The organism is Limosilactobacillus galli (genome assembly GCF_947381495.1).
Taxonomy (GTDB): Bacteria; Bacillota; Bacilli; order Lactobacillales; family Lactobacillaceae; genus Limosilactobacillus; species Limosilactobacillus galli.
Map to the genome: position 1 here is coordinate 1 of NZ_CANCWK010000047.1, position 12,838 is coordinate 12,838.

Below are 12,838 nucleotides of genomic sequence, written 5' to 3' on the forward strand. Positions count from 1 at the left end.
AATGTCTTAACTGGCGCACACCAATCGAGATCTTCCTGCTTAATTTACGTCATTAAATTCGTTCAAGTTATTTCTTGTAATCTGCCAATTACATTAAATCTTTTGAGGTGATTTGATGCGACTAGAATTACAAGTCGAAGGGCGTGAATCACCAAGATCGGTGGTTCACGCCCTTTTTTCGTCTGCAATACGTATCGTTATTGACTGCTTACGTTTCAAAGGCCGTGGATTGTCAGCGGATGGTTGAGAAAACGGTCGAAAAGTGGGGCCACCTCGACTACGCCGTCAACGATGCTGGTATCAGCGGCCGCTTCGCTCCCTTCGACCAGCTCAAGATTGAGGAGTTCGACAAGGTCATGACCGTGGACTTCCGGGGAACAATGCTATCCCTGCACGCCGAGATCCAGCAGTTCGTCAAGCAGGGCAAGGTCGGCTCTGTCGTTAACATCAGTTCCAATGGGGCCATGCTCGCGGCCGACACCATGTCACCGTACATCACTGCCAAGACGGCCGTAATTGGGCTGACTAAGTCGGTGGCTCTGGACTACGCCGACACCAAGATTCGGGTTAACTCCGTCGCTCCAGGGACAGTGCACACAGCCATGACGGCTCCCGTCTTTGATGACCAGACGCCGGGCAGCTTTGGCCAGCAGCTGAAGAAGATGCTCCCCGCCAAACGCTACGGTGAGCCGCAGGAGATCGGCCAAGCCGCTTACTTCCTGGCTTCGGACAATGCCTCCTACATCAACGGGGCCGTGCTGGTAGCCGACGCGTGCGGCTCGGTTGGTACGAAGGACTAATCATCAGGTGACATTTTAGAAAGGACAATGAATTATGGACCGCTTAAAAGATAAAGTTGCGATTATTACCGGGGGTACCCACGGAATCGGGAAGGCCATTGCCCAAGCCTACGTTGACGAAGGCGCTCAGGTGGTCATCACGGCACCCACGGAAGACCAGGGCCAGGCCGCTGCTGAAGAGCTCGGGCCCCAGGCAACCTACATCAAGCAGGATGCGGCGAGCGAAAACGATTGGCGAAACCTGATTGACCAGACGATGGCGAAGTTCCAACATTTGGACATCCTTGTCAATAACGCCGGCCGGGCGCCCAAGGTAGTGCCGATTACCGAGGAACCGCTGGATGACTGGCAGAAGGTAATGGACCTCAACCTGACCGGGGTCTTCCTGGGCATGAAGTACGCCATGCAGGCGATGAAGGAAAACGGTGGCGGCTCGATCATCAATATGGCCAGCGTCGAGGGGATCGTTGGGGCCCCGAATGGCGATGCCTACAATGCCTCCAAGGCCGGGGTGCGGCTGCTGACCAAGACCGCGGCCCTGGATGCGGCAACGCACCGCTGGGGTATCCGGGCCAATGCTGTCTTCCCCGGGGTAATCGATACCGGGATCCTGACTCCTGACGAGCTGAAGCAGTTTGACGGGATCACGCCGCTGGGCCGTGTTGGAAAGCCCGAAGACATCGCCCCGATCTGTGTTTACCTGGGATCGGACGAATCCTCGTTTGCCGCGGGTGCCGACTTTGTTATCGATGGCGGCTATACCGCTCAGTAGTTTTCATCCTGAATAGTAGCCAGCAATTTCTCCTTACTTATTGATAACCGATGGCGATACATCCTACGACCACCCGGCTGTTGAGAAGACTGTTCGAATTAATGATCCTAATAAATAATCCCCGACCCACAAACACAGACAGTGGATTGGGGATTATTTTATTCTTCACAGCCCCAGGTAGCGGTCCTTGATCATCTCGGCCTTCTTAGCGTGGTCCTCGGGATAGATGAAGCTGTAGTCGATCCCGAGTTTGGCCAGCTCATCGAGGATCGGCCGCTTATACTCGGCGGGGATGATGTACTTCTCCTTCTCGTTGGGGTTGTCAGGGTTATAGAGGCTGAGAATGTCGATTGCCATCTGTGCCTGCCGTTCGACCTCGGCGTAATCAATATTAACGGAGCGGTCGTATTCGTCGCCGATGAAGGGAACGAAGAGGAAGAGCCCCTGCTGATTCTCCATCCGCCGGCTCATCCGCTTAATCGTGACGATCTTGGGCACGATCAGTTCGAGCGGGTTCAGTTTGTTGGCGAAGCTCGGAATGTCCCGCTTGGCCTCCTCAAACAGGCGGAGAAACGGCAGTGTCTGGAGGTCGTGCTTGAATGCAGCGAAGTAGTTGGACTCCTCGCTATCGAAGTAATTCAGGTAGTCGTCGCTCCAGAGGCGGTGCTGCTGGGCAATGTAGCTGTTGTCGAGTTGGTAGAAGCTCTTGATGGCCTGAAAGAAGGCACTCTTGTCGGCCATCGACTGCCGGGCCAGCGATGATTCGAGCTGCATCTCGTTAGAAAAGGCGTTCTTCTTGAAGTAGTCGTGATTGGTCAACCCCCGCTTGACCTTGTATTCAGCAATCAGGTTTGGCCAGCCCTGTTCCTCTAACATTGCGGCCAGTTTGTCGTGGTTGGGGCGGTCCTTATAGATGTAAACCTCCCCGTTGCCCTGGCCGCCCTTGACTGCGAAGAAGAGGGCGATCAGGGGGTTAGTACTGACGTCGAGCAGGCGGGTCGGCAGGTGGTAGTGCTCCATTAGGGCCATCCGCTCGAAGTTGGTCCGGCACTTCTCGAAGAGCTGGGGGTCCGCCATCAGGAAGTCATTGAACATGTTGTCCTCGTTGTCGAGGAGCTTCCGACTGCGGAAGACGGACGGCAGGGTATTGGAGAAGGCGTCGTCCTGCCCCCGGAAGTAGTAGTTATGTTTCTTATTATTGATGAGTTTTTCGATTTCTTCGATATAATCGGAAACGGTCTGAATGGTATGAATCATCTGGCATGTCCTCCCTGTGTGAAACTGACGTCGCTTTCATTGATAATGATATATTTCACATAAGGTGAAAGCAAGGGATCTACCACGGTCCTATAGAAAAAGCGGCCGAAAGAAGTGTTCCTTTCAACCGTTTCGATTAGTTATTGTGCCTTAACATGTAGTGGGTCAGGCAGGCGGCGTTGGCCAGGGTAACAACCGCGATAGAGATTGTAAAGGTGGCAAACGACGGCCAAAGACTTGCTGCCAGGAAACCCGCAATGGTCGTGGCAATGAAGAAACCCACCACCCGACCGTTGATGATGATCCGGTTATAGCGGTTGGCCAGCCAGAGACCGATGTAGAAGAGGAAAATCCCGCCGTAGAGGCAGGAAGCTGTGAAGAACGGCTGGGCGCTTTCCTCGCTGATGAACTTTAGCGCGACGGTGAAGAGACTGATGCCGAACAGGATGAAGTAGTGGAGGTAGATCATCAGGTTACCGGTCCGCAGGCCAAGGATTCCGCTGAAGGCCCGGACGGTCTGCCGGTCGACGTGGTTGGTCGCCTGGTGGTAGACGATCAGGTACTGCAGGCAGAGAGTCAACTAGAGCAGGCTGGCTGCGGTGAAGAACGTGGCCAGGTGGCGGTCAAAGGTGGCCGCGAAGGCGTTGGACATGTAGAGCACAATGACCATGTCGATGAATGAGAAGGTGATATTGGTCCACGACGACTTGCCATAGCGGTTGGTGAACACCATCTGGACCATCCAGGAGTTGATGAAGACGATCACCACCAGGGCGAAGATGGCCAGAGTGATGGGACTCAGGACGCCGCTGTGCAGGTGGTGGATGAGGCTGGTTGCGCGGGAAATCATGTAGACAAAGACGAGGTCGTAGAAGAGCTCGATCAGTGACACCCGCTTGGTTAAGGGATTATCCATTACGATACCTCCTAAAGTTAATCTTAAGGTTATTTTACCATCTTCAACCATGGCTTTACTTATTTAGTAAATTTTGGGTGGGGACCGTGATAGAATGGTAAGTAACAGCGGGATGGGCCCGCAATACTTACTGAAAAAGAGGGATGCGGCATGGCAACAATCAAGGAAATTGCGGAGAAGGCGGGCTTTTCGTCGGCAACGGTCTCCCGCCTGCTGAATAACGACCCGAACCTGTCAATTGCCCCAAGCACGCGGAAACGGATTATGACGGCCGCGGAGGAGTTGGGCTACTGGAACGACCACCGCAAGCAGGACACGATCCGGCCGACGATTGCCCTCCTGTACCGTGTTGACATCAAGGAGCAGCTTCAGGATGAGTACTTCTCTTCACTGAAAGATGCTCTCTTGGCAGTGATTAAGCAGGCGGGGATGCAGGTCGAAGTATTTGAACACATCACCGACCTGGTGAAACGCGCCGCTGATTTTCAGGGCTTCATCGGAGTGGGGGCCCACCGTCTGACCAAGCAGAAACTAATAACCCTGCATGATGCGTTGCCCAATGGGGTCTTCGTTGACATCAATCCCGCCCCCGAGATGTTTGATTCCGTTCGGCCTAACCTAACCCTGACGATTCGGGATGCCCTCCAGCGGCTTATTGCGGCCGGTAAGCACCGAGTTGGTTTTATCGGTGGGGTTGGTCTTAACTTTGACCAGGTTCAGCGGCCTGACATTCGGGAGATGGCTTTCCGGGAATTTACCAGTATCAACGCTGGGATTACTGAAGCCTCGATGTTTGTCGGTGGTCCCTTCAACATTGAGAATGGCTATGCGCTGGGGAAGCGGGCACTGGATGAGTGTGCTGACCACCTACCGGAAGCCTTTATCGTCGCCTCCGATACACTGAGCGTCGGGGTCCTGCAGGCCTTCAACGAGGAGGGGGTCATTGTGCCCCGGGATACTGCGGTGATCAGCATTAACAATAGCGAGGTAGCGTGGTATGTTTCGCCGCCGCTATCTTCCTATAACATCAACCAGGAAACCCTTGGCCGGATGGCAGTCAAGCTCCTTCAAGATTTGATTGTTCATCCGGGACGGCCGCACGTCCACCTGACCGTCAACACCGACCTAGTAATCCGAAAGAGTTTTACAAACGAATAATGAGAAGGCGTGGCTGACTGACCACGCTTTTTTACTGCCCTTCAAGTAAAAGATTTATTTAATTTAATAAATACTTTACTAAAATTGTGTAAAGAACTATACTATTTACTGTAAACGGTTACATGATTTTTAGCAAAGATAGCTTTTAGGAGGTCAGGTTTTTATGGCAAAGGGTCATAAATTAACGGCCAAGCAGTGGATCTCACGCGCATCCTTCTGCTTTGGTAACGTTGGTCACTCGGCATTTTACGGGGTAATGAGTACTTACTTCATTATCTTCGTCACCGGTGGCATGTTTAATGGTTTGGCAAAGTCGGTTGCCGACAAGTTGATCGGACTGATCACTGGTTTGATTGTGGCGGTCCGGATCCTTGAACTGGTTATCGACCCACTCTTGGGGAACATCGTCGACAATACCAAGACCCGGTGGGGAAAGTTCAAACCCTGGATCATGATTGGTAACATCGTCAGTATCATTCTATTGCTGATCCTGTTCACCGGGATCTTCGGCCTGGCTAAGGTCAACTGGGTCCTGTTTGCGATCCTGTTCGTGATCATCTTCATCTGTTTCGATATCTTCTACTCATTCTCCGATGTCTCTTATTGGGGCATGGTTCCAGCACTGAGTGAAGACTCCGAGGAACGTGGGGTTTACACCTCATTGGGAGCCTTTGCCGGAACGATTGGTTGGAACGGGCTGACCATTATCGTGGTTCCAGTCGTAACGTTCTTTACCTACCTGGCAACGGGCCAGCACAAGGAAGGCCCAATTGGCTGGTTCGCCTTCGCAGCGATTGTTTCGTTGGTGGCCCTTCTGAGTGCCCTGGCGGTTTGCTTCGGAACTAAGGAAAAGCACAACATCATCCGGAACTCCGCCCAAGACAAGACGACCATCCGGGAAGTCTTTTCTGCCATCTTCCACAATGACCAGATTCTCTGGCCAAGTCTGGCATACCTCCTGTACTCATGTGCGTATGTCATCACTAATGGTGTTCTCTTCTACCTGTACAAATTCGTTATCGGTAAGCCTGGTGAATTCTGGATCGTTGGGGTTATCGCCACGATCATCGGTTTCTGCACCAGCCCACTCTTCCCGATTTTGAACAAGTACATCCCGCGGAAGTGGCTGTTCACGGCGGGCCAAGTTTCAATGTCACTCGCCTACATTATCTTTATCTTCTTCCGGTCCAACGTCTTCATGATGGACCTCGGGCTGGTACTCTTTAACATCAACTTCGCCCAGTTGGTAACGGTTCTGACCTTGACCGATGCCATTGAATATGGCCAATTGAAGAACGGGCAGCGGAACGAAGCAGTTGTTCTGGCGGTCCGGCCAATGATCGATAAGCTGACCGGTGCGATCTCCAACGGACTGGTTGGTTACATTGCCATCGCTGCTGGAATGACCGGTACAGCCACGGCTGCTGATATGACAGCCCACGACATTCGGACTTTCGATAGCATGGCCTTCTACATTCCACTGGCATTTGCGATCTTGGCAATCGTTGTCTTCTTAACAAAGGTTACCCTGAGTGAAAAGAAGCACGCCGAGGTTGTCGAAGAACTGAAGGACAAGCTGGCTGCCGGTGATGATAGTGCTGCTCCATCTGCTGGTACTGATAACGTCGGGGCGGCCGATACTACTACCAAGGCCACGACGATCTATGCACCGGTCGATGGTAAACTGGTACCGATGAAGGACGTTGTTGACCAAGACGGCGAAGTCTTCCCTGGGAAGGGCTTCGCTATCCAGCCGATGAGCAATCACATCTACGCACCATTTGATGGCCAGATCCGCTTCACCTTTGGGACCCGGCACGCCTTCGGAATTGTCTCCGATGACGGTCTCGAACTGTTGGTTCACATTGGGGTCGGTACCGTCAACATGCGTGGTGAAGGTTTCGTCAGTCACTACAACGACGGTCAGGTTGTCAAGAAGGGAGAACTGCTCTTCGACTTCGACCGGCAACTGATTCAGAATTCTGGTTACCAGGATACCGTGGTCAACTTCTTCACCCAACCACACCGGGTCGAAGACGTTACGCCAATCGACTACGGCAGTGATATTAAGCATGGCGATCAGGTAACAACGGTTAAATTTAAGTAAGGAAGGCAATTGTTATGGGTAAAAAGAAACTTCCCCGTTTTCTCTACGGCGGTGATTATAATCCGGAACAGTGGCCGGCCGACACGTGGGCTCAGGATATCCAGATTTTCAAACAGGCGGACATCAATTCGGCCACGATCAACGTGTTCTCCTGGGCCCTTCTTGAACCGCAGGAGGGCCAATACGACTTCACGAAGCTCGACCGGATCGTGGACGAATTATCTGCGGCGGGTTTTGACATCGTGATGGCAACCTCCACAGCGGCCATGCCAGCCTGGATGTTCAAGAAGTATCCGGCGGTGGCCCGGGTGGACTACCAGGGACGCCGGCACGTCTTCGGTCAGCGGCACAACTTCTGCCCAACTAGTCCGGACTACCAGCGGCTCGCCAGTGGGCTCGTCACCCAGCTGGCCAAGCGCTACGGTGATAATCCACACATCGTGGCCTGGCACGTCAATAACGAATACGGCGGTAACTGTTACTGCGATAACTGCGCCGCGGCCTTTCGTGAATGGCTGAAGCAACGTTACCAGACCCTCGACAACCTGAACCGGGCCTGGAACATGAATGTCTGGAGTCACACCATCTATGACTGGGACGAGATCGTTGTGCCGAACGAACTCGGTGACGCCTGGGGCCCCGAGGGAACCGAGACGATTGTAGCGGGCCTTTCAATTGACTACCTGCGTTTCCAGTCCGATGCTATGCTTAACCTGTTTAAGATGGAAAAGCACATCATCGAACAGTACGCCCCGGACATTCCGGTAACGACCAACTTCCACAGCCTACCGAATAAGATGGTGGACTACCAGAAGTGGGCCCGCGAGCAGGACATTATTTCCTACGACAGCTACCCGGCCTATAATATGCCAACCTACCAACCGGCCTTTCTCTACGACCTGATGCGGACTCTGAAACACCAGCCATTTATGCTGATGGAATCAACCCCGGCCCAGGTTAACTGGCAACCGTATAGTCCTCTCAAGCGGCCCGGCCAGATGCGGGCTACTGAATTGCAGGCGGTGGCGCACGGGGCGGATACCGTCCAGTTCTTCCAGCTGAAGCAGGCCCTCGGTGGCTCAGAGAAATTCCACAGTGCCGTGATCGCCCACTCCGGTCGGACGGACACCCGGGCCTTCAAGGAAGTTGCCCGGCTAGGACACGACCTCAAACGGGTTGGATCCGTGGTTAAGGGCGCCGGGGTTCACGCCAAGGTCGGTATCGTCTTTGATTGGAGCAACTTCTGGTCATTTGAGTACGTCGACGGTATCACCAAGGACCTCCAGTATGTCCCAATTATTCTGGACTACTACCGTCAGTTCTATAAACGGAACATCCCGACCGACGTGATCAGTGTCGATGACGACTTCAGTCAGTACGACCTGGTCGTTGCTCCGGTCCTCTACATGGTCAAACCGGGCCTGGGCAAGAAGATTGAGAACTACGTTGCGGCGGGCGGCCACTTCATGACCAGCTTCATGTCGGGGATGGTTGATTCATCCGACAACATCTATCCGGGTGGATACCCTGGCCCACTGAAGAAGGTCACCGGTGTCTGGGTTGAAGAAAGCGACGCGGTTGTACCAGGCCACCAGACCAAGATTACGATCGATGGCCAGGAACACGCGGCCCACTTAATCTGTGACCTGATCCACCTGGAGGGCGCCAAGTCGCTCGGTGAGTACGCCAACGAATTCTACGCTGGCACCCCGGCCGTCACGGAGAACAAGTTTGGCCGCGGGACCGCCTGGTACGTCGGCAGCCGCCTGGACCACGATGGCCTGTCATCAGTGATTGACCGCGCGGTTACGGCCAGCGGGATAACGCCACTGACCGATCAGCCGACGGAAGTGGAGATCACCAAGCGGGTCACCACGGATGGGCAACCGCTGTACTTCGTTCTGAATATGAGCAATGACCAGCACGAATTGCCGCTGAAGTTCCGTGGCTACCGGGATCTCCTGACTGACCAAACTGCTCGTCCAACACTAAATGGCTGGGATGTTGAAATCCTGACCAAGTAACTTTCTGCAAACTTTGCTAATATAACTTACACGAAAAGTGCGCACGAGACGGAATCCCGTGCGCGCTTTTTAAGTTGAATATAATAAAATGGGGCTGTGACTTAAGTCCGTTATATAAATCAAAAGTCAACAGCGCGTTACACAAATGGCCTCAAGCATTCGGGAAACCCGAACGCCTGAGGCCATTTGTGCTCGCGGGGGTGTGAAGACGAAGTCGTAAACGACTTCTGTCACACTCCCATTTGTTTGATTATGCTGGAGCAACTTCAGTATTAGTCTTCTTAGGAATCTTCAAGAACATTCCGGTGATGACGGCCAGGATGGTAACGAGGAACGGGAAGAAGGTCCACGGGATGAACCGCAGCGGGTTGACCTGGAGTGCGCCGGCGATGAAGACCCCGGAAACACTCCATGGAATGATGGCGTTGACCGCGGCCCCGGCATCGTTCAGGATCCGGGTGAGGAACTTCCGCTTGAGTCCCAGCTTATCAAATGATTTAAGGAAGGACTGACCAGGTAGGATGATGGCGAGGTAGTGTTCACCGACGATCAGGTTGACCCCGACACAGGTGATGGCAGTTGCCAAGGTGAGCCGACCTGGTGTTTGAATAGCCGCTGAGATGTGATCAATGATGGCGCCGATGATGTTGAACTTGATCAACAGACCACCGAGGGCCAGGGCAAAGACAATCAGGGCCAGCGAGGTCAGCATGCTGGCAATCCCACCCTTAGAAAGAAGGGTATCGATGGTCTTATCCCCGGTGTGGGAAACAAAGCCCATCATGATGGTTTTAGTGATGGTGCTGATACTGGTAGCTGGGGCGTGGATCCAGCCGAGCAGGGTGGCAAAGAGGGAGCCGAGCCCCAAGGATGGAATGGCGGGAACTTGCAGAATTGCCAGGATAACCAGGAGGAGGACCGGCAGGAGAGCCCAGCCGGAGATCCAGAAGCCGTTGGCAAGCCCGTGCATCATCTGGTGGACGGCATTGAGACTGACGCTGCGGGAGTTGAAGCCGAGAATGGTGTAGAGGACGAGGCAGATGGCCCAGGCGGGGATGTCCGTGATCATCAGGGCCTTGATGTGTTCGTAGATGCTGATCTTACCGACGCTGGCGGCGAGGTTGGTGGTTCCAGACAGCGGGGAGATGTTGGATCCGCAGAAGGCACCGGAGACGATGACTCCAGCAGTTAGTCCGGGGTTGATCCGGAGAGTGGCCCCGATCCCGATAAAGGCGATCCCCATGGTCGAGACAGTGGTGAATGAACTTCCGCAGGCGACCCCGACCAGGGTGCAGACGATAAAGACGGTTGGCAGGAAGAACTTTACGGAGATGATCTTAAAACCGAAGTACATGATGGTGGGGATGGTTCCAGAGAAGATCCAGGTGGCGATCAGCACCCCGATGGAGAGGAAGATGATCAGCGGATCAACGCCGGCCCGTAGTCCACTGCGCATGCCATCCATGACAGTGTCCCACGAAAAGCCACGCAGCCGACCGTAGATAGCCAGCAGGGTGAAGGCGATGAATAGTGGTGCCTGCGGTTCCTGCTGCCTGATGATAATCAGGTAGCCGAGGATGCACAGGATAACGATCAGGACAATGAGACTTTCGCCAAAGCCAAGGACAGGTTCGTCCTGATGGCGGCGTTTTTTAAGTAGATTCATTTTGAATTTCCTCCCTAATAGATCTAAACGAAAAAAGCCAGCTAGATATGAGACATTGCTCAATCTAGCTGGCGCTATATAGCGAATAGCCTGATCTGGTCCTCTTGCTAGATTGATAACACCTAGCAAAAGTTAGTTAAACACAACCCTGCTTAGGTGCGAACGTCTCTGCCCGCACCCGTTAGTGCAGACATTAATTGCGGTCAGCAGTGTTGTTATAATACATGGTTGTGTTTAACATTGATTGAATCATTACCATTCGTTCCTTTCGATATTTGTTGCCATTATTAAAACATTCTCATTTTAGTTTGTCAATTCCTAATTTAAAATTAATCTTAGATTCTGGATACCTAAGTTTTATTCGGGTACCGAAAACTGTGCCGTTAATGATTAAGAAAATTATAAAGGAATGTACACAATTTAAAAGATGGACTATAATAGACAATGAAAGGAAGCATAATCATGGAAATTAATGAAGATGCTCTTAAGAACTTCCAAAACTCGAAGTTTGATTTTGTTGATGCTAAGGGTAACGATGTTGACTACAACAATCTGACTGATGACGTAACGTACACGCTACGGGACGGCAAGACAGTTGTTGAAGATGACATGAAGGCTCAAGACGTTGTTGACACTATCAACAATGAGTATGGTAGGACTTTGAATGTCTGATTTAATAACTGAATATGCTAACTTCACTAATCTTCCCAGACATTACTTGGGAAGATTTTTCATTTTAAAGCTAAAAGAAGCGGGATAGTATTTGCCCCGCTTCTCTACTTATAAGTAGTTAATTACTATTCGAACTGCATACCGCCATCGCACAGGATGGTCTGGCCGGTGATATAGTCGGCCTTATCACTGGCCAGGAATTCAACGACCTTAGCGACGTCATCGGGATCGGAAAGCTTGTTGAGGGCGATTAATGACTCGTAGTCGCTCATCTTCAGTCCCTGATCTTCAGCGATCTTACGCATCATTGGTGTGTTGACGATGCCAGGAGCGTAGGCGTTGACAGTGATTCCCTGCTTGGCCAGGTCACGAGCGGCAACCTGGGTCAGGCCACGAACCGCAAACTTGGTGCTGGAGTAGAGAAGCTCGTTCTTGTTGCCCCGCACCCCGGCTTGCGAGGTAGCGTTGATGATCTTACCAATGATTTCCTTGTCGTGCCGCGGCTTCTTTTCGAACTGCTCAAGGGCGGCCTGGATTCCCCACATGTCACCGGCAACGTTGACGTGCATGACCTTATCGAACATCTCGGGGGTGACGTCCTTGATGCGGGTGACTGGACCCAGGCCGGCATTATTAACGAGAACGTCGAAGCCGCCGAAGTGGTCGGCCGTCTGTTTAACAGCGGAGAACATCTGGTCACGGTCAGCGACGTTAACGGTAACGGCCAGGGCGTCACCGCCCGCATCCTTGATCTCTTTGGCAACCTGTTGGGCGTTGTCACTGTTTAGATCGGCAACACTGACCGCAAAGCCAGCCTTGGCGAGCCTCTCAGCGATTGCCTTACCGATTCCTTGACCAGCACCTGTAACCATTGCAACCTTAGTCATATTGATAGCTTCCTTTCTTTAGAGTTAGACAAACATCGCTTACACTGTCTAGCATAGTCTTGTCCGAAAGGTGTGTAAACGATTTCGGCTGATAAAAGGTAAACTAACTGTTGCAATTATGTTACGAGGGGTCTATAGTACTTAACTGTTGTGTTTCAAAAGCATAACATGATTTAACTAGACCAAAGTTGTTTTTCACAAGCTGTCGAGCTGTAGAGCTTGACAGCTAGTTCTAAAAACTACATGAAATTTAATTCATGTTTATCCTTGATAAAATAACGATGGGATAGTACAATAGATATTGCTGTTGAGGCAGTTGATGATTTTGCTTCTTACTAAGTTGTAATTAGTTGTTGACTTCTTGATAGTAATCAGGTATTATAAATATGCTGACTTGTGACGAGCGATCTTCAATGGTTGCTTCAAAAAGTTAATAAAAGCTATTGACAAGTTATTAAGTCAGATGATACAATGAATACGCTAAATAAGCAGTAACTTATTTAGCAAGGTAGACCTTTGAAAACTGAACAAAGTTTTGACGAACTAAATGTGTAGGGTCTTCAATCACTTCGGTGATTA

General features: G+C 51.8%; 11 protein-coding genes. 6 read left to right on the forward strand and 5 right to left on the reverse strand.

Annotated features, from left to right (window positions below; genetic code table 11):
* The first annotated feature begins 143 nt into the window (after positions 1–143).
* Together QOS10_RS08070 and QOS10_RS08075 are read left to right on the forward strand one after the other, a co-directional pair.
* Positions 144–800, forward strand: coding sequence for an SDR family NAD(P)-dependent oxidoreductase (locus QOS10_RS08070; protein ID WP_283594948.1), 657 nt, complete (start codon positions 144–146; stop codon positions 798–800).
* 34 nt (positions 801–834) lie between these two features.
* Entirely contained in the window at positions 835–1,572 is a 738-nt protein-coding gene (locus QOS10_RS08075) for a glucose 1-dehydrogenase (RefSeq protein WP_283594949.1), read from the forward strand.
* Between the two features lie 165 nt (positions 1,573–1,737).
* Here QOS10_RS08075 and QOS10_RS08080 read toward each other — a convergent pair whose 3' ends face one another.
* The 3 genes from QOS10_RS08080 to QOS10_RS08090 form a co-directional block, all read right to left on the reverse strand.
* Positions 1,738–2,829, reverse strand: coding sequence for an FRG domain-containing protein (locus QOS10_RS08080; protein ID WP_283594950.1), 1,092 nt, complete (start codon positions 2,827–2,829; stop codon positions 1,738–1,740).
* 136 nt (positions 2,830–2,965) lie between these two features.
* Positions 2,966–3,409: a low temperature requirement protein A gene (locus QOS10_RS08085; RefSeq protein WP_283594951.1), complete on the reverse strand. Its 444-nt coding sequence runs from the start codon at positions 3,407–3,409 to the stop codon at positions 2,966–2,968.
* The gene (locus QOS10_RS08090; protein WP_283594952.1) at positions 3,410–3,745 is read right to left on the reverse strand and encodes a low temperature requirement protein A; all 336 of its coding nucleotides are present in this window, start codon (positions 3,743–3,745) and stop codon (positions 3,410–3,412) included.
* A gap of 150 nt (positions 3,746–3,895) precedes the next feature.
* On the opposite strand from QOS10_RS08090, the gene QOS10_RS08095 reads away from it, so the two are divergent.
* The 3 genes from QOS10_RS08095 (at position 3,896) to QOS10_RS08105 (ending at position 9,034) form a co-directional block, all read left to right on the forward strand.
* A complete protein-coding gene (locus QOS10_RS08095) occupies positions 3,896–4,903 on the forward strand; it encodes a LacI family DNA-binding transcriptional regulator (protein ID WP_283594953.1) in 1,008 nt (335 codons plus the stop codon).
* A gap of 163 nt (positions 4,904–5,066) precedes the next feature.
* Entirely contained in the window at positions 5,067–7,010 is a 1,944-nt protein-coding gene (locus QOS10_RS08100; protein ID WP_283594954.1) for a PTS sugar transporter subunit IIA, read from the forward strand.
* Between the two features lie 14 nt (positions 7,011–7,024).
* On the forward strand, positions 7,025–9,034 hold the full coding sequence (locus QOS10_RS08105) for a beta-galactosidase (protein ID WP_283594955.1): 2,010 nt from the start codon (positions 7,025–7,027) through the stop codon (positions 9,032–9,034).
* 250 nt (positions 9,035–9,284) lie between these two features.
* Here the strand turns inward: QOS10_RS08105 and QOS10_RS08110 are convergent, their stop codons facing one another.
* On the reverse strand, positions 9,285–10,700 hold the full coding sequence (locus QOS10_RS08110; protein ID WP_283594956.1) for a Na+/H+ antiporter NhaC family protein: 1,416 nt from the start codon (positions 10,698–10,700) through the stop codon (positions 9,285–9,287).
* Positions 10,701–11,162: 462 nt separating this feature from the next.
* On the opposite strand from QOS10_RS08110, the gene QOS10_RS08115 reads away from it, so the two are divergent.
* Entirely contained in the window at positions 11,163–11,372 is a 210-nt protein-coding gene (locus QOS10_RS08115; RefSeq protein WP_283594957.1) for a hypothetical protein, read from the forward strand.
* A gap of 125 nt (positions 11,373–11,497) precedes the next feature.
* Here the strand turns inward: QOS10_RS08115 and QOS10_RS08120 are convergent, their stop codons facing one another.
* Entirely contained in the window at positions 11,498–12,259 is a 762-nt protein-coding gene (locus tag QOS10_RS08120; protein WP_283594958.1) for an acetoin reductase, read from the reverse strand.
* Positions 12,260–12,838: the final 579 nt, after the last annotated feature.